We start from the raw sequence: 18151 nt of genomic DNA, 5'->3' as shown, positions 1-18151 counted from the left end.
GCTGATTCGCTGATTCGCTGATTCGCTGATTCGCTACCGGTACATAATAAAGAATTAGAATTTTGAACGCCATTGATGTAACCCTTTCACTTTCTTTTAAATTAGATTATGAAAGGGGTATCTGGGGCATTAATTCGCATTCATACGAAAGGCAGTTCTTTTTTTAGAATTTTATCGATCACATTGAGCACACCGGAGTCATTATTTGAGCCTGCCTGGTACTTTGCTATTTTTTTTATATTCTCGGGCGCGTTAGCCATAGCATAACCAAAGCCGGCATATTTCAACATTTCAATATCATTACCCCCATCACCAAATGTGACAACTTCTTCATCTTTCACATTCCATATTTTTTGCAGTAATTTAATGCCATTAGCTTTGTGTACACCGGGTATTATCAGATCGACAGAGCCATGACCGCTGGATACGGGAGTAACAATGCCCGCTAGTTCGCGCTCGATAAACGCCATAAAGTCGTTCAATTTCTCATCGGGTAAACCTATTGCAAACTTGAATATCGGTTCATTTACTTGATTAAAATTATCAACAATTTTAAGGCGATAGTAATATTGACTCATAGTTGTGAAGAAATCTTTACTTGAAGAACTCAACATGTAAGCCCCATTCTTGCCACAAACAATGATTTCGATAAAGGATATTGGTAATAATGTGTTGATAACTTTATTACAATCTTCTTCTGAGATTTCCCCGCAAAAAATTTCAGTATTCTCGTTGCTAACGTAGGCACCATTTTCAGCGACAAATGCTATCTCGTGAGCGATTTCTGGAAAAAATGTAATTAGCTGATAATATTGATTGCCACTGGCGACAACAAATTTAATTCCATTATTTTTTAATTGGGAATATTGTGAACTAAAGCGTTTTCTATCAAAACTCATCTGATCGTTGAGAAAGGTTCCATCCATATCAACAGCAATAATTTTAACACTCATTTTATTTCCTTCTTTAGCATATCAAAGAGACCTGATTGAGAGTGAATATCTTAGCGTCTTTCATTTAAAAAAAAGCTAGCATAATTCTGCTAGCTGGTAAATTTACCATACTCAGTCATAAATTTTATTTTCAGAGAACGCTAGTAAACAGCCATCTCGTCTTGTATCTGTTTGTTGGACCGGTGTTAATCACAGGAATATCTTAGTTTAAATGCACCTGCTGCGATGACAATAAATGTCAGTGCGACGATACAGAATGCGGTGTAGAGATCTGTTAAGTGGGCAATAAATCCGATTAGCGCTGGCCCCCCCAAAACACCGAAATAACCCAATGTCGCAACCATGGCAACAGACATATTGACCGGCATGACTTTTTCTTGACCTGCTAATGTGATCAAGACTGGAACAATATTTGCAGCTCCTATTCCGACCAAAGCAAAACCAAGTAGTGTGAATTTCCAATCAGGAATAATGACTGCGACAGCATAACCTGCCATGGCAAACAGGCTACTTAGGATCAGGACATGTTTACGCCCCAAGATGCTAACAACTTTATCGCCAGTAAAACGCATGATCGACATAGTTCCACCGAAAACTGCGAATCCCCAACCTGCATGTGTTATATCGAGGCCGCGATCATTTGTGAGAAAAACGCCACTCCAATCTAATATCGCACCTTCAGCCATAAAACAGATCATACACATGAGTGCCATTAACACGAGGCGAAAATTTGGCCGTGGTTTATTTATCACTGTCTCATTAGGTTCTTTATGATCGCCAAAGGGGATTAATTCATTGAAAACTGCTGATGTAATAATAGTTATTAACGCGATGGCGATAAATGTCACTGTAAGGGGCATTAATCCCAAAGTAAAAAGTGTTGCACCACCACCCGCCCCAACGATGGAACCAATGCTGAATAGGCAGTGGAAGCCAGACATCAGCGGCTTATCGGAAGATTGCTCAACCAGAGAGCCTTGAACATTAACTGCGACATCAACTAAGCCAATTCCCGCACCAAAAAAGAACAAACAGAGTGCCATTAAAGGAAATTGAACAATTATTGCCAGTGTAGGTAGAAAGATGCAGGTAAGCACAATACCGAATGACATGATTTTCCTACACCCAAAGTGGCCAATGAGTTTTCCGGAAAAAAGCATAGCGAGTAATGAGCCAGTACCTAGACAAAGCAAAAGTAACCCTAATGAGCCTGCATCGAACTGGAGCCTGATTTGCGCATAGGGAACAAGCGAAGCCCAAAGTCCCATGGCAAATCCAGCGATGAAAAAAACAGCACGAGTGGATGTTCGTTTGGCACGCGTATCCAGAGGGAAATTGATGGCACAGCTAGACATTAAGTGGTTACCTTTCTCTGGTTAGTCGCACGATATTGGATTTGATATCAATGTAAAAACACTTTATAAAAGACTTATATTAAGTGGTAAAATATATAGTGTAGTTTGAAGTGTCAAGAGTATTCTTGTCAGAAAAAAAAGAGAGACAGGGTGTATGTTGATGGATAAGAGAGTCGGTGCGGCTTGGTTGTCTTACCGATTTCGATTTGTGCTATTTCGGTCCGTGATAGAGATAACTCATCTATAAGCAGTTGTGCCAGTTAACTATCAAAAACTCTGAAGTTATTATATGCATCAAGTGTGTATGCGGAGATCCCGTTATGATAATCAGACTTGATAGAATCACGATAAACAAAATGAGGAATATGTTTGCTATCAAATCTTTCTTGTAATCTAACTGATAATTCATCGATGCAATGCTGATCAATTGTACTGCCGGATATGGCTATAGTGACTGGGTTTATTATTGCTATCAGTGATGAAGTTATATGGATCAGCTTTTCTAATGCAGGTGTACTATAAGGGTTTTTATTTTTTTCACTCTGTACGTTATCATAAAAAGGGAGTTTTGATACCTCTCCGGCAAATTGACTCGCACCACGGAGCATTTCCCCTGAGATAACAATACCACAACCAGCGCAATATCTTGGTGGCATGAAAATATATGCGATAGGGTCATTTATATTACGATAGTTTTTTCGATAAAAACCAAATGCGGTGTAATTTATATCATTGCCAACTTGAATGAAAATATTGAATTGGCGACTTAACAACTCTGTTATTGCTAACCCTTCCAAATTGGTAATATCGCAGGTGAGGATTTTCCCATCAACGACGACTCCAGGTAGGCCTACACCTAATGCTTTGATATTTTGATGCTTTTCTAGAATTGTTTGAATGTGATTTATGAGTATATCTAGCGTTAAATGACTATAGACTTCATTATACTCTTTTATATTTTCACTATTAGCTGAGGTGATGGATGATGATATAACACCTTGATCATTTGTACCTTCAACATAAACACTTAATACATTAAAGTAGTTAGAGTTATATATATAGCGTTTTGCTGGCCTACCGCCGCGTGATTCATCAAGAGACTCTTCAATAACCTCTCCCTTTGCACATAACTCATTCAGAATAGTGCCACAAGTCGCCAAACTTAATCCAGTTTGAGTAGATATATCGCCTTTGGTTGCAGATACCAGTGATTTTAATGTACTGGCAACCAGCATAGTATTTTTCTGCTTAATCTGTTTGGTTGTATTTATCAGCACAGTAGTCATTTTATTCACCAGTAATTCAATTGGAATAAATATAACATGTTCGTATTTATGAAGAAATAATTATCACGGCCTTTATCTGATTACTGTGGTCATTAAGTTAGCTAGCTTGTCGATGTATCTCATTTGGTGCTATTTTCCATTTAGCTGAGTATCTCGTTTAGATACCTCAATGTTCTGGTTGAGCCTTGTTGAGGAACTGTTGTGTGGAATCGTTATCGACTGATCGTTTGCTGTTATTACCTTTAACTCTGCAGGATGCGGAACAGATCCAGCAAAGATTCCCTGTCTGGGATGTGGTTAAGTATTTAGATGCCTCATGTGTACCTTGGCCATATCCGCCTGATGGTGGGCTGACTTTTGTTCGAGATATCGCATTACCCAAGATACAGGAGGGGCGTGGTTTTTTCTGGTCTATTCGCCTTAAAACCGCACCTGATACATTGATTGGTGTGATTAACTTAACGTGTGACACTGAAGACCATCGCGGTTTTTGGTTAAGCCCCGAATGGCAGGGGCAAGGGTTAGTCAGTGAAGCGAGCATTGCAGTAACACGTTTTTGGTTTATTCAATTGGCTCGCCCCTTTCTGAGAGTGACAAAAGCCGCACCTAACCAGGCCTCAGCGGCCATATCACGGAAAAATGGGATGCAGTTAATAGGAATGGAAGAACGAGACTATGTGGGTGGTCATTTTTCGACTGAAATATGGGGGATCAGTCGTGAAGAATGGTTGAAGAGCAATACGTGAGTCTTCTGTTGAGGAGCATGACTGATAAGAAAGTTAACGCCTGCATTCAACAGGCATTAACCCGACTCTCTAATAATGCCCTAGTGTTGGCTAAACTATATATCAGCTATAAAAGTGCTGAAAAATTGACGCTACTAATAGTAGGCGATAGGAACATTCTTGGCATGAGGAGAAGAGTAAAGATTTCGAAAAGATGATAACCGTTATGTTGAGCTTTTTTGCGAGTCACTACTCACTATTAATAAGAATTTAGAACGACAAGAATTGTTCAATATCTGTGTAATAAGGATGATGTCAGGGTAAGAATTGCATTGGTTGTGTAAGGCTCGTTACCCATGATTTTATTCCCACTGGAATGAGTCTTTCCGAATCTATTCATTGCCATTGATTTGGCACGGCAGTTACAAAAGGCGAAAGGAGATTGCTGTGAGTGTCAATAAGGTTACGTTACGACGGGTTTATGATGTTCAACCGCCTTACCAATCCAACACTTTTCTTGTTGATCGATTATGGCCACGTGGAATCAGTAAAGCGCGTCTCGAGGGGGTTATATGGTTGAAAGAAGTTGCCCCCGATAATGCGCTGCGCCAGTGGTTTCATCAAAATCAGGATTGGTCGGAATTTGTTGTTCGCTATCAGGCTCAACTCAAGGACTCGACAGCTTGGCAGCCTTTACTGGAAGTGCTGAAACAGCACCCCATTACGTTGCTATACGGTAGCCGTGATGCTGAACAAAATCAGGCGATAGTGTTACGCGATTTTTTGCTCAGCAAGTGTTAGAAAGCTAGCTATTTACTCAGTAGAACTCGCGCTGGTGCTGGGCAATTCAGCCCGTAGACATGTCCACCCGCCTACGGGCTGATTATGAGTGTTAAACTGCCGACTTTTGTTCGCGCAACTCAGTCTGCTGTACTATTTTAACCTCACACTCTTTCATGCCATTTTCTTGCGCTAATGGCTCTGCCGCGACTTCTCTGGCGCGTTTACGCAAACTGAACCAACCCACAACTAGCAATAGCGCCACCACGGGCAGCGTTGCCACCGTCCAAGTACCGTTCGGGTAGTCGAATGCCATCATCACTAAAACACCGGCTAGGAAAAAAAGCGTTAACCAAGAGGTCACTGGAGCGCCAGGCATCTTGAATGAAACCGGTTTTGCTGTCCCATTTTTTATTGCCTGACGTAATTTCATCTGACAGATAATAATAAAGGCCCACGAACTAATAATTCCAAGTGAGGCAATATTCAGTACGATTTCAAACACCTGTGATGGAACGAGGTAATTAAGAACAACACCGAATACATAAATACCGACAGTCACCAGTATTCCAGCATACGGGACGGATTGTGAACTCATTTTCGACATGAACTTTGGTGCGGATCCTCCCATCGATAATGAGCGTAATATACGGCCTGTAGAGTAAAGACCGGAGTTTAAGCTGGAAAGTGCAGCAGATAGCACCACAATATTCATAATGGTGCCGATATAGGGAACACCTAAACTACTAAAGAAGGTTACGAAGGGACTTTGACCAGCCTGATAAGCATTCCAAGGTAACAGACACACCAATAAGACTACAGAGCCAACATAGAACAGGCCAATACGTAAAATCACACTGTTAATGGCTTTGGGCAGCATTTTTTCTGGATCTTTACATTCACCAGCCGCAGTACCAATGAGCTCTATGCCTGCGAAAGCGAATATGACTCCTTGAACCAAGACCAGCGCCGGCAATAATCCGTGGGGGAAGAACCCGCCATTATCTGTTATCAAATTCATGCCGGATGGGTGCCCGGCAACACTTTGACCCGTACCGAGGAATACCACGCCAACGACCAAAAAGATCGAGATGGCGGCAACTTTAATTAGCGCAAACCAGAACTCCATTTCTGCAAACCACTTTACGCCAATCATGTTCATCGTTGCGACAATGGAAAGCGCACCCAGTGCAAACAACCATTGGGGGACATCAGAAAATGTGCCCCAATAATGCATATAGAGGGCAACGGCAGTGATATCAACGATTCCCGTCATTGCCCAATTGAGAAAATACATCCATCCAGCGACATAAGATGCTTTCTCACCAAGAAACTCACGGGCGTAAGAAACAAAACTACCGCTGGTGGGGCGGTGTAAAATCAATTCACCGAGGGCGCGGAGGATAAAAAACGAAAATACCCCACAGACCAGATATACCAAAGCTAATGCTGGGCCTGCCATTTGCAGACGAGCACCCGTACCTAAAAACAAGCCAGTACCAATAGAACCGCCGATTGCTATCATTTGTATATGACGTCGGCCCATACTTTTGTGATAGCCAGTATCATGAGAATCTAACCAGCGTTTTCTTGCGGCATGGTGGGTCTCCGTAGAGTGCTTTCCTGACATCATAGACATTCCCTATTTTCCTGTCTGTTGTGCAATCATTGCGAATGTATTACTGAAACCGATTGCTAAAGATTAATGCATAAATAGCGTCTTAGCGCCTTCAGTTGTTATGGTGAATATCGCTACTCTTAAATTATCGGAGGGCATGCTATCGTTTCTATCGTGATGAGGCAAAAAAATATTCACTTATAAATTATTTTTTTTGCGCAATTACCAAAGCCACTAATTGAATGGCTAAGGTTAATTTATAACCATGCTACATGTTAATGTTGAATGTATTCATTATAGTCATTGATTGAATTTAAAACAGTAGATGACAGATAGTTACAGCGTCAAATGTAGTTATGTTACTTACTTTAGTTATAAAATACTTAATTACAATATTAGACTAAATTGTTTCTTTGATTAAAAATGGAATTTATCTGTATGATTTGTAATGAAATTGCAATTTATCTTATTAAGGATAAATAACAGACCAGTTTGAATATGCATTTTTTAAATTTAAAATTTATCTATGTGTAGCTTATTTAATATATTCAAACCATTCATTAATTTTTTATTTAATATTTTTTGTAGTTAAATCAATAAATTAATTAATTTTACTTTGGCGTATTGAGCCAATGAATTAGTTATCATTGATGATACTCTGGCTGCACGATGCAACCCGTGTTTGGGGGGGAAGCCAATATCAACAGCCGATATTTACGCAACTCCCAGAGGAATATAGCCATCGACTAAAAGTATCACGGTTGATTTTTCAACCGATGCAAATTATTTAATTACAAAACACCAAGTTAAGTTAATTAAAATAAAATTGTCGTTGTGATCTCAAATGTCATCATTACTGATGAGTATCTGTTCTTTTATTTTAAATGCAATGTTACGTTAGTAGACCTTTACTTATGTTTGATACCAATTTTGATGATTGCAATGGTTTTTCTGTGCTAGGTCACTTTAGGTTTATCTAATAGAGGCTAGCCGGACTTAAATGTCATTAATTGAGCGGGTCATTAGTTTCCCCCTTTTTCATATTCATGAAGTGCTACACAATAGCAGGTATAAAATGGAAAAAACAAATCAAGATGTCGCGATAGCGTCCGCCGAAGAGGTTCAGATAACAGATAAACACTTGATTAAGAGATTAATGGCGAATATTAATCAGATGAATATAAATACCATGCCGATGGCATTATTTATGACTATTTCAGCTATTGTATTTATTTCGGCCTATGCCAGCTATTTGCCTAAAAATATGATCGGTGGTTTGGCGGTTATTATGACAATGGGATTTGTTTTAGCCCACATAGGTCGGCATATTCCGGTGTTAAAAGATATTGGCGGCCCGGCCATTTTGTGCCTAATGGTACCTTCAGTTCTGGTCTATTTTGGTATTTTCCAAACCAATACGCTGGATACCGTCCACTTGTTGATGAAGGAAGCGAACTTACTCTATTTTGTGATAGCCAGCTTGGTTGTCGGTAGTATTCTTGGGATGAATCGCGTGGTACTCATTCAAGGGATGACCCGTATGTTTATCCCGCTAGTGGTGGGGACCATAACGGCGGTAGCTACAGGGTTGTTGGTGGGTAAATTATTCGGTTTTACCCTATATCACACATTTTTCTTTATCATTGTACCGATTATCGGTGGTGGCATTGGTGAGGGCATTTTGCCATTGTCATTAGCTTACTCCGCGATTCTTGGGCAGTCACCGGATGTCTATGTGGCACAGTTAGCACCAGCCGCCGTGGTCGGTAATATTTTCGCCATTATTTGTGCCGGGGTGCTCGCTCGTATTGGTATGCGTCGCAAAGATCTTAATGGCGACGGGATGCTAATACGTTCCGCACAAGATAATGCGATATTTACCTCACAAGAGGGGCCAAAGCAAGCTGACTTCCAGCTGATGGGGGGAGGGTTATTGATGACCTGCGCTTTCTTTATCGTGGGTGGGTTGTTTGAAAAACTTGTCCATATCCCTGGCCCGGTATTGATGATTTTGATTGCGGTGATGTGCAAATATGCTCAGGTTATTCCAACAAAAATGGAGCAAGGCGCGCACAGTTGGTACAAATTTGTATCCACAACATTGGTATGGCCTCTGATGATTGGCCTAGGGATGTTATATGTTCCCTTGGAAAGTGTCGTTGCTGTGTTCTCCGTAGGTTACATCGTCGTTTGTGGCGCTGTTGTTCTCTCAATGGCCATCGTCAGTTTTATTATTGCGCCTTATTTGAATATGTACCCGGTAGAAGCGTCAATTGTCACCAGTTGCCACAGTGGGTTGGGGGGGACAGGGGATGTCGCCATTCTGTCAGCGTCTAACCGAATGTCATTGATGCCATTTGCTCAGATAGCGACCCGAATTGGCGGCGCATCTACCGTGATTGGCGCGACGCTATTACTTGGCTGGATTATGTAAATAAATTATCAGGAATGAGATAGCAAGTGGCTTCTTTGTATTGGATACCACTTGCTATAACAATTATTGGCAATATTGTTTTAATACATCTTGCTGACTCGGTAAAAGCTTGTAGAGATAAACGGGGCGTCCAGTCGCACCGTAAAGAACTTTGGTACTGAGTACCTCGGTATCAGAGAGATAAATCAAATACTTACGGCAGGATACTCTTGAAATACCAATAGCATTTGCCATCTGTTCTGTTGAGAACTCACCGTCTTGCATCTCTTTGATCCACTCACATACGGTACGCAATGTTTGTGCCGTTAAGCCTTTTGGCAACTTTTTACGATCAGCGGGAGCTGCGTTACTGCGTCGTAGTAATGTGTCCACATCTTCTTGGGCACAATACTCACGTTGTTCCAATAGACTCTGTTTTTCGCGATATGTCGACAGTGCCTCTTCAAAGCGTGAAAATTGGAATGGCTTAATTAAATAGTCTACTACACCATATTGCAGAGCTTTTTTGATGGTATTCACATCAGTAGCAGATGAAATAACGATGACATCAGTATGTTCACTGAATTCGCGCAAAATGGGCAGTAAGTCCAGTCCGTTGTCTTGACGCATAAAAACATCGAGTAAAACCAAGTCAATGGGCTGCTCCGCTGCCATTAAATGCTCACGGGCTTGCTGTAAACTGGAGACTGAACCACAGCAGTTAAAGCCTGCTACTTGGCTCAGATAACACTTGTTCAGTTCAGCCACCATTGCATCATCATCCACTATTAATACATTAATCATGATTTACCGCGCTGATGTTGTTTGAAAAATTGTCACTGGAGGTCATGTTGTTAGAGGTAATATCATAGGGAAGGCTGATAAAGAACTGGGTAAATACGCCCGCTTCGGAGTCAAACTCAATATTGCCCCCGATACTTTCTAAACTCTGCCGGACCAGACTTAAACCAATGCCGTGTTCGTTCCCTTTAGTTGAAAAACCGTTATCAAAAATTCGATCTTGCAGATCTGCTGCAATGCCCGGTCCATCGTCACTGACAACACAATGTACCCGGCCATTTTGGTAGTGAAAACTGACATTAATTTCGCGTTGTGTTTGGTCACCGATGGCTTCCATGGCATTCTCAATGAGATTGCCCAAGACTGTGATCAGGGTTGTGGTCACTTGTTCATTATCGGTGTCCGGTAATAGGCTATCGTCACTAATAGATAATGTGATGCCCAAATCCCGCGCTCGATTGATTTTTCCTAAGAGAAAACCAGCAATTACAGGGGATTTTACTTTGCGTAATAGAGAGCCAATCTCTGCCTGATAGTTATTTGATGTTTTAACTATATAGTCTTCGAGCTGTTGATAATACTTCATATGTAATAAGCCCAGAATAACATGGAGCTTATTCATAAACTCGTGTGACTGTGCTCGCAATGCATCGGCATAATGCACCATACCGGTCAGGCGTTGCATCAGCTGGCTTACTTCTGTTTTATCGCGGAACGTTGCAATTGCACCGATAATATCGCCTTTCACCATCACTGGAACAGTATTGGTAAGTAATATGCTGCCATTGAAATTTATCTCTTCGTCACGGCGGGCAATACCAGTTTCTAGAACCTGTTGTAGATACAAACGGACTGGCCAATATTTACTGGCATTGCTGAGTAATAAATTCTCCATTGGTCCACTTTGCTTAAACAAACGCTTCGCTTCATGATTAACCACGGTAATACGTGAGTCAGCATCAACAGCAATAACACCTTCTTTAATCGATTGCAGCATGGCATTACGTTGTTCAAATAAATTCGATATTTCGTAGGGTTCAAAGCCCAGCATGATTTTTTTCAGTGCTTTGACTAAAAACCAAGTGCCCAGAGACCCGATTAATGCACCAAATAAAATAGTCCATGGGATAGTCCAGCGAGTTTCACTGACTACGGAATCAATACTAGTCAAAGAAATACCAATCGCGACAACGCCGATTTGTTTTCCATGAGGTTCATAGATTGGAATAAATATACGTAAAGCACGTTCCAACACGCCTCGGTTGACCGCGCTATTTTCTTTACCTTGCAATGCTGGTTGCAGGTCATTACCAATAAAATGCTGGCCGATCATTTCAGGATTAGGGTGTGAATAACGGATGCCTTTCATATCTGTTACAACAATGAAAAGCAGGTCATTGGCTTTCTGAACTTCGCTGGTATAGGCCTGAATCTGTTTCCCGGCAACTGGGTCACTTAATCCTTTAATTATTGTGGGTGAAAAAGATAAGGCACGCGCTACGGCAACAGCCTTATCTTGCAAGCCATCTTGTGCCATCTGGCTGAGTTGTACGAAGAACAATGTGTGAACGACCAATAGCACAGAGACAATCACTGCGGAGACCATTAACGTGATTGAAGTACTAAGCCGTAACGGCACTTTTTGTTTTCCTGCCGTTGTTGCGTTGTTCATGTCAGCTCCAGAGACACCAGTCTGCGCGATTATCAGACATTAAGATTGATGAGATAGGTGCGATAAAACTGGCTCTAAGCCCGACAATCACGCCAGCAAAATTGTCCTATAGTTTACGCTGTTTATTGGTTAGGGCGCTAAGACTTAGAATTACTTTAGCTACATAACGATTTATATAGTTATCAAAAAGCTGACGTGCTTAACATTATCACTGGTATTTATGTATCGCTGACGATGTCTTGAGCCAGTATGCCAATGTGATTATTTCTTCGTGGGGCGTGTAAGTGTTAGCTGAGTTCGCTTTAGTGTGATGGAGATGGGTATAAAGAACGTAGCGGTTAAAAGTGAACGAATATTAAGTCTTCGTCTCTCAAACGAGTTTCTATTAGATGTTTTTTCTTGTGGCGATAATTAACTCATACTTTTCTCGTAATAGCCGCTATTATGCCATGTTAATACTCAATTGCATGTTAATCTGCTAGCACTAATTAAATCACTCTTGGTCAATTACCCCTATCTCATCCCCTTAATGTCATGATACTGCAACAGTATCGTGATTTCTTTTGCTCACCAAAAATGATCAACTCATTGGAAACAACTGATATACAGCTTTCCTCACCTAGGATATCTTACTCTAAGAATTTCATGATTAATTGATATACCTAAGATCCAAGAAGTAAATCGTCATTATTGCCATTTCATTTAAATTAAAATGCAAAGGATATTCCAGCGCTTTAAATAAGTTGTAGCGATAAAAGAGACACAAAAATAAACAAAAGGTAAACGAGAGATAATTATATGCCTAAAGATGATAGCAAGAATGGAATTATCGACTACGTATCAACCGGGCATCTGCCAGATCCAGACACCGTCATTAAGCTGGTAGAAGAAGCTCACAGGCGTTTTGGTGCTGATACTGAAGGTGTTGTTTCTACGGTTTATCCCGCATTAGAACGTATTCCTCCTAATCTCTTTGGTGTGTGTATGGTCGGCACTAACGGCAAAGTACATTCAGCCGGTGATGTGGATTATGAATTTACCATTATGAGTGTCTCGAAACCTTTTGTTTTTGCTTTGGTCTGTCAGGCCATTGGGGCAAAAGCTGCTCGAGAAAAACTGGGCGTCAACAGCACGGGAATGGCATTTAACTCCGTGACAGCGATTGAACGTGCGCCTGATGGACGAACTAATCCAATGGTTAACTCAGGCGCCATTGCCACAACCAGTCTGGTACCCGGTGCAACGAGTGATGAGCAGTGGAAATTTATTTACGATGGTTTGTGCCGTTTTGCAGGACGTGAATTGACCTTGAATGAGGAAGTGTATCAATCCGCTTGTGAAACCAACTTCCGCAACCGTGGCATTGCCAATGTGCTGGAGGGTTATGGTCGTCTGGGTTGCGACCCTTTGATCGCCACAGACTTATATACCAGGCAATGTTCATTGAATGTCAGCGCCCGTGATCTGGCTGTCATGGGGGCGACTTTAGCTGACGGCGGTGTTAACCCACTGACACGTGAACGAGTGGTGGATAACGATGTGTGCCATTACGCGCTCGCTGTTATGGTCACCGCTGGGTTGTACGAAACATCAGGTGATTGGCTTTATGATATTGGTCTTCCCGGAAAAAGCGGCATCGGGGGCGGTATTGTGACAGTGTCACCAGGAAAAGGTGGCTTGGGAACTTTCGCGCCGTTGCTTGATAGCGCGGGCAACAGCGTGAAAGGGCAACTGGCCGCGCGGTTCTTATCACGCAGTCTTGGGATGGATATGTTTGTTTCTGAGCCTTATACCGAAAAGAGTTGAGCTGTAAGAGTCAGGTATAGATCAAAGCCGATCGTTGGTAGCGCAACAGTGTGCGGTAAAAACGGGTCGGGCTTAAATCCTATTGCTGTTAAAAAGAATATTTTTTTCAAAAGGATAGATATTATGGCTAATCAATCAGCTCACCGCGCAGGTGCAGAAATTAAAGAGTCATGGGTGCCGATGATAACTATCGCATTGGCTCAGATTCTGATGTCATTTAACGTTGCCTCTCTACCAGTAGCATTGGGTGGGATGGTAAAGAGTTTTAATGTGCCGCCAACGACAATTGCAACAGCAATAGTCATGTATTCATTGTCTGTTGCCGGTTTCGTAATGTTAGGTGCCAAACTTAATCAGCGTTTCGGGCCACTGGTCGTATTTCGTAGCACCGTTCTGCTATTTGGTATTGCGCAGGTCATGATGACTTTTAGCCCGAACGTCACCGTGATGATAAGCGCGCAAGCATTAAGTGGTCTGGCTGGTGCGGCCTTGGTGCCTGCACTGGTAGCCCTGATTGCTGAAAACTATCGTGGCACACAACAGGCAACAGCCCTTGGCGCATTGGGGTCAGCCCGAGCGGGTGCAGGTGTGGCGGCGTTCCTGATTGGGGGTGTTCTAGGGACTTATATCGGTTGGCGTCCGGCATTTGGCATATTGATTGTGCTATCTGCAGTCATCTTTGTGTTGAGTTTCCGTTTGAAATCTGACCAAGGCCGCCCGGAAGTCGGTATCGATGTGGTTGGTGTGATCTTGGCTGCTGCGGCGATTATTTTACTGTCGTTTGGTTTTAATAACCTGAACCGCTGGGGCTTCGGTCTGGTGCGTGACGGTGCGCCTTTTGATCTACTGGGTTTCTCACCTGCACCTTTCATGATTGTCTTAGGTATCGTGCTGGGCCAGGCATTTGTTGTGTGGACTCGCCGTCGTCAGGAGCAAGGTAAAACACCATTACTGGCACTGGAGGTGATTACCTCGCCCACGGAGAAGGCGGCAGTATTTGCTATGTTCGCGGTGGTGGCACTGGAAGCTATGCTGAACTTCTCGGTGCCGCTGTATATCCAGATAGTGCAGGGCAGTACACCGATGGCGACAGCCATTGCCATGATGCCGTTTAACTTATCCGTGTTCTTCTCCGCGATGCTGATTGTTCGTTTCTATAAGAAATTGACACCGCGTAAAATTGGCCGTTATGGCTTCATCGTCTGTACTATTGCCTTACTATGGCTGGCATTTGTAGTGCGCAATAACTGGAGTGAGTTCGCAGTGCTGTTTGGTCTGGTGGTATTTGGACTGGCTCAAGGGGCGCTGGTTACCTTACTATTCAACGTGTTGGTCAGTGCTTCCCCGAAAGAGTTGGCCGGTGATGTAGGCTCATTACGGGGTACGACAAACAATCTAGCGAATGCCATTGGTACGGCGGTTGCTGGTGCGTTGTTGGTGGGATTGTTAAGTGCCAATGTGATGCGTGGTGTGGCTGAAACCCCAATCCTAACACCTGAAATTCAGGCTCAAGTGAATATGGATAGCATTAACTTCGTGAGCAATGACCGCCTACAAGGTGTGTTAGCACAAACCACGGCAACACCTGAACAAGTTGCTGAGGCGGTTCGTGTTAATGAGGAGGCCCGTCTACGCTCACTGAAATTTGGCTTGCTGATTATGGCGCTGCTATCACTGCTGGCTATCTTCCCGGCGGGACGATTACCTGACTATCTGCCGGGGGAATTACCTGCAGATAATTTGGACAAAAAAAGCAGAAAGTAATCCACTATAGTGGCGGTACTTAATAAAAGAGACGGACAGTGTTATGCACTGTCCGTTTTGTATTATAGGCGCGACTCTTATAGTCAATACTTATGGTTTACTCAATTTCTCATGACTTTGTAGTGGCTGATTTATTAGTGAGTTACTTCACTTCAGCGATAACTCTATTTTCCTGCTTATAAAATATCTTGATCGCTGATTCAATTTTATATCAACCTAACGATGGCTATTGGGCCGGTGCCAGCACGGTAATTGAAGAAAACTGCAAATGATGCATGAATTCGCGCAAAATCAGTAAACGTGCAGCAAATTCGTTATCAGTCGGTATCCCTTCTGAGGCTGCGGGTCTCCCTAATATGACTGCAGCTAAACGGTCAAACATATGTTCTACAGATTCGAGTGAAAAAGTGATTTTGGCTTGTTCAGGCAAACCGGCCAGTCTGGCAATAGTATTGATATGGCTATCAGTGGTAACGAGTTGCGATGCTTTATTTACCGCAGGGCTTATGCGGATAACTTCATCTTCGACCACCATAATGGCAATTTCCATCTCATCTGCTGTCGGTGGAGTGTGCTTGAAGTAGCGTAAAGCTACGTTATTGGCTCCAACGGTAAGATGGTGTACAGCGAGAGTCATATCCGCGGTGTTGGTGGTAACCACAGTGGACTCACTGCCTATATATAACATTGTTATCAATGAGTTATTACCTAACTTCGTACGAATATCTTCATACTCTGTCTGAATGTTATTCATCCCCAATCACCTAAAGGTTATCGTTATTCACTCAACAATCTGATTACCCAGAAAGCCGCACAGCCTATGCCTATTGCAAGCTCTTTGAGTTAAGAGTTGCGGGGCACTCCGCATTTTTAAACAAAAATTCATAAGACTAAATATTTTTTGATGCGGATCAAGACACATTTCCTTTGTTTAGTGTTAATGTTAATAAATCTCATTATCAACTTCATGCGCGTCACTCATTATGCGAATTTGGCACCAGTTTTTTCTGCTTTGCTGTTGTTGGTGGCTATCAAGCTCTATGGCTTGGGCTAACCCAGATTACCAGCAGTGGGTCAATGATATCCAATCCCGTCTTGATAAAACGTCCCAGTTATATCAACAGAAGAACAATGATGAAGCCCGCACTACGGTGCAGATGGCGTATTTTGAAGTGTTTGAGAATCTCGAAGGGCCTATTCGAATCAATATTTCGGCACAGAAAAGTTACCAGATGGAAGCCGCATTTGGTGAAATTCGCCGAATGATTGGCGAGGGGAAACCTCAAACTGAAGTCGATGACAAAATTAATTGGCTCAAAGGCGAATTGACCGCAGTATTGCCTGTGCTGACGGATGGCCACAAATTGACGGCCGAACAGCAGCATGCAACATACGAAAATAGTGATATTGCGGTGTATTGGCAGCAGAGTTTCAAAATTATCGATGATTTACTGGCACAAGCCATTAGTGAATATCAGGACGGTAATTTTACCGCAGCGAGCCAAAGTGTGCAGCAGGCTCACTATCAAGGTTTTAAAAACTCTGAAATGGAAATGTCTGTGCGGGGAAATCGCTCCTCCCAGCAGGCGGCTGCGATTAATCAACAATTTACCGCACTCATTGATTTAACCCGCAAGCCAGGTCAAATAACAGAGGTTGCCTATCGTGTCACCGGGTTACTCCAAACCATTGAAGACATCCTTCCGGGCTTGCCAACCACTCGCGAACAGCAACAAGTCACCGCAGATCAACCCGCAGGGCTATCCTCAAGTTCGGCTGCCGATCCTGATAATCAAGCCAATGCCGATTGGGCTGCGGTTTCCAGCAAAATAAATCAGGCGATGAATGAGGCTATTAGTCAGTATCAACAAGGGCAGATCACTCCAGCGATGATGGCAGTGCAAGATGCCTATTTTGATCTCTTTGAAGCTAGTGGCATGGAGAATAAAGTTGGTTCACGTGACGCAGCATTTAAATCAACGTTAGAAGGTCATTTCACCCGCTTAGTCAGTTTGATGAAAGCCGGTCAGCCAGTCGAACAGCTACAAGCTGAGGCAGCAGCTTTGCAAAACGATCTGGCAAGTGCTGTTGAAATGCTCGGTGGTGGGGATGAAACGGATTGGAGCCTGTTTATTTACAGTCTATTGATCATTGTCCGCGAAGGCCTAGAGGCATTACTGATTGTGGCAGCCATCGTTGCGTATCTGGTGAAAAATAACCATCAGGATAAATTGCCGCTGATTCGCCAATCCATTGTCGTAGCATTAATTGCCAGTGTGCTGACCGCCTTTGTCTTCCAGTGGTTGTTTGCTAACTCAGGGCAAAGTCGCGAACTACTTGAAGGCTTCACCATGATGATTGCTGTGGTGATGCTGTTCTCCATGAGTTATTGGCTGCTATCAAAGACAGAAGCTCGCCAATGGAAAGCCTATCTGGAGGGTAAATTCTCCAAATCACTCAGCAGTGGCTCAATGATAGGGCTGTGGCTGACCAGTTTTCTGGCGGTGTATCGTGAAGGTGCCGAAACCGTCCTGTTCTATCTGGCTTTGATGGGGGATGCCAGCACAACCAGTGGTCATTTGTCTATTCTGGCCGGTTTTGGTGTGGGTTGTGTCATCTTGCTGGTGGCTTATCTCGTCATGCGTTTTACCGTCGTCAAATTACCACTCAAACCATTCTTTATGTTTACCGGTGGCTTTATGTACCTGATGGCATTCGTGTTTGCGGGTAAGAGTGTTCTTGAGTTAATTGAAGGCAAATTGTTTGAACCAACACTGTTGCCGGGTGTGCCAGAAATTAGTTGGTTGGGAATCTACCCCTATGTGGAGACTTTGATTCCTCAAGGGATACTGCTGATTGCTGCGCTAGTTGCCCTTTGGGTAATGCAACGACGTGGTCGTGCTATCCCAGCATAATGGTCCGGCGTGGTGCCGGTGTGAATAGCGACAATGTAATTATCATTTGATACCAGAGGGTGT

The 18151-nt window shown here is 42.8% G+C and carries 13 protein-coding genes; 6 read left to right on the top strand and 7 right to left on the bottom strand.

The genetic code is table 11. The features are described from left to right. Nucleotides 1-140 precede the first annotated feature (140 nt). The 3 genes from ACIOG0_RS12795 to ACIOG0_RS12785 form a co-directional block, all read right to left on the bottom strand. On the bottom strand, nucleotides 141-953 hold the full coding sequence (locus tag ACIOG0_RS12795; RefSeq protein ID WP_050098287.1) for a Cof-type HAD-IIB family hydrolase: 813 nt from the start codon (nucleotides 951-953) through the stop codon (nucleotides 141-143). A gap of 185 nt (nucleotides 954-1138) precedes the next feature. After that, nucleotides 1139-2308 (bottom strand): MFS transporter, encoded by a 1170-nt coding sequence (locus ACIOG0_RS12790; protein WP_050098286.1) that lies wholly within the window; start codon nucleotides 2306-2308, stop codon nucleotides 1139-1141. Nucleotides 2309-2568: 260 nt separating this feature from the next. Continuing rightward, nucleotides 2569-3594, bottom strand: a complete 1026-nt coding sequence (locus ACIOG0_RS12785; protein ID WP_164908316.1) for an ROK family protein — start codon at nucleotides 3592-3594, stop codon at nucleotides 2569-2571. Nucleotides 3595-3797: 203 nt separating this feature from the next. Here ACIOG0_RS12785 and ACIOG0_RS12780 point away from each other — a divergent pair, with 203 nt between their 5' ends. Together ACIOG0_RS12780 and ACIOG0_RS12775 are read left to right on the top strand one after the other, a co-directional pair. Continuing rightward, nucleotides 3798-4340, top strand: a complete 543-nt coding sequence (locus ACIOG0_RS12780) for a GNAT family N-acetyltransferase (protein WP_050098284.1) — start codon at nucleotides 3798-3800, stop codon at nucleotides 4338-4340. 426 nt (nucleotides 4341-4766) lie between these two features. Continuing rightward, on the top strand, nucleotides 4767-5120 hold the full coding sequence (locus ACIOG0_RS12775; protein WP_050098282.1) for a DUF488 domain-containing protein: 354 nt from the start codon (nucleotides 4767-4769) through the stop codon (nucleotides 5118-5120). Between the two features lie 91 nt (nucleotides 5121-5211). Here ACIOG0_RS12775 and ansP read toward each other — a convergent pair whose 3' ends face one another. Then, nucleotides 5212-6732, bottom strand: a complete 1521-nt coding sequence (ansP, locus tag ACIOG0_RS12770; protein ID WP_050098627.1) for an L-asparagine permease — start codon at nucleotides 6730-6732, stop codon at nucleotides 5212-5214. 1060 nt (nucleotides 6733-7792) lie between these two features. Between ansP and ACIOG0_RS12765 the strand changes: the two genes are divergently transcribed. Continuing rightward, the gene (locus tag ACIOG0_RS12765) at nucleotides 7793-9151 is read left to right on the top strand and encodes a 2-hydroxycarboxylate transporter family protein (RefSeq protein ID WP_128451012.1); all 1359 of its coding nucleotides are present in this window, start codon (nucleotides 7793-7795) and stop codon (nucleotides 9149-9151) included. A gap of 63 nt (nucleotides 9152-9214) precedes the next feature. On the opposite strand, the gene dcuR is transcribed toward ACIOG0_RS12765, so the two are convergent. Together dcuR and ACIOG0_RS12755 are read right to left on the bottom strand one after the other, a co-directional pair. Next, nucleotides 9215-9934, bottom strand: a complete 720-nt coding sequence (gene dcuR / locus ACIOG0_RS12760; RefSeq protein ID WP_050098280.1) for a two-component system response regulator DcuR — start codon at nucleotides 9932-9934, stop codon at nucleotides 9215-9217. Continuing rightward, complete coding sequence (locus ACIOG0_RS12755; RefSeq protein ID WP_050098279.1) at nucleotides 9927-11603, bottom strand: sensor histidine kinase; 1677 nt, start codon at nucleotides 11601-11603, stop codon at nucleotides 9927-9929. Before ACIOG0_RS12755 ends, dcuR begins: the two co-directional genes overlap by 8 nt. A 798-nt stretch (nucleotides 11604-12401) precedes the next feature. Between ACIOG0_RS12755 and glsA the strand changes: the two genes are divergently transcribed. Together glsA and ACIOG0_RS12745 are read left to right on the top strand one after the other, a co-directional pair. Continuing rightward, a complete protein-coding gene (glsA, locus tag ACIOG0_RS12750) occupies nucleotides 12402-13409 on the top strand; it encodes a glutaminase A (protein WP_050098278.1) in 1008 nt (335 codons plus the stop codon). Nucleotides 13410-13532: 123 nt separating this feature from the next. After that, complete coding sequence (locus tag ACIOG0_RS12745) at nucleotides 13533-15173, top strand: MFS transporter (protein ID WP_050098277.1); 1641 nt, start codon at nucleotides 13533-13535, stop codon at nucleotides 15171-15173. Nucleotides 15174-15399: 226 nt separating this feature from the next. On the opposite strand, the gene ACIOG0_RS12740 is transcribed toward ACIOG0_RS12745, so the two are convergent. After that, a complete protein-coding gene (locus tag ACIOG0_RS12740) occupies nucleotides 15400-15927 on the bottom strand; it encodes a hypothetical protein (protein WP_050140834.1) in 528 nt (175 codons plus the stop codon). A gap of 229 nt (nucleotides 15928-16156) precedes the next feature. Here ACIOG0_RS12740 and ACIOG0_RS12735 point away from each other — a divergent pair, with 229 nt between their 5' ends. Next, nucleotides 16157-18088 carry an FTR1 family protein gene (locus ACIOG0_RS12735; RefSeq protein ID WP_050098275.1) on the top strand — a complete coding sequence of 644 codons (1932 nt, stop codon included), beginning with the start codon at nucleotides 16157-16159 and terminating at the stop codon, nucleotides 18086-18088. The last annotated feature ends 63 nt before the right edge of the window (nucleotides 18089-18151 follow it).

It is taken from the genome of Yersinia vastinensis, assembly GCF_044905075.1.
GTDB classification, from domain to species: Bacteria; Pseudomonadota; Gammaproteobacteria; order Enterobacterales; family Enterobacteriaceae; genus Yersinia; species Yersinia vastinensis.
The sequence above is the reverse complement of the archived record's forward strand: the minus strand, read 5'-3'. Positions and strand labels throughout refer to the sequence as shown.

Bases quoted from the DNA above. Each gene is read 5' to 3' on its own strand.
- ACIOG0_RS12785 (WP_164908316.1), bottom strand. From the start codon at position 3,594: ATGACTACTGTGCTGATAAATACAACCAAACAGATTAAGCAGAAAAAT.
- glsA (WP_050098278.1), top strand. From the start codon at position 12,402: ATGCCTAAAGATGATAGCAAGAATGGAATTATCGACTACGTATCAACC.
- ACIOG0_RS12745 (WP_050098277.1), top strand. From the start codon at position 13,533: ATGGCTAATCAATCAGCTCACCGCGCAGGTGCAGAAATTAAAGAGTCA.
- ACIOG0_RS12755 (WP_050098279.1), bottom strand. From the start codon at position 11,603: ATGAACAACGCAACAACGGCAGGAAAACAAAAAGTGCCGTTACGGCTT.
- ansP (WP_050098627.1), bottom strand. From the start codon at position 6,732: ATGATGTCAGGAAAGCACTCTACGGAGACCCACCATGCCGCAAGAAAA.
- ACIOG0_RS12740 (WP_050140834.1), bottom strand. From the start codon at position 15,927: ATGAATAACATTCAGACAGAGTATGAAGATATTCGTACGAAGTTAGGT.
- ACIOG0_RS12795 (WP_050098287.1), bottom strand. From the start codon at position 953: ATGAGTGTTAAAATTATTGCTGTTGATATGGATGGAACCTTTCTCAAC.
- ACIOG0_RS12790 (WP_050098286.1), bottom strand. From the start codon at position 2,308: ATGTCTAGCTGTGCCATCAATTTCCCTCTGGATACGCGTGCCAAACGA.
- dcuR (WP_050098280.1), bottom strand. From the start codon at position 9,934: ATGATTAATGTATTAATAGTGGATGATGATGCAATGGTGGCTGAACTG.
- ACIOG0_RS12765 (WP_128451012.1), top strand. From the start codon at position 7,793: ATGGAAAAAACAAATCAAGATGTCGCGATAGCGTCCGCCGAAGAGGTT.
- ACIOG0_RS12735 (WP_050098275.1), top strand. From the start codon at position 16,157: ATGCGAATTTGGCACCAGTTTTTTCTGCTTTGCTGTTGTTGGTGGCTA.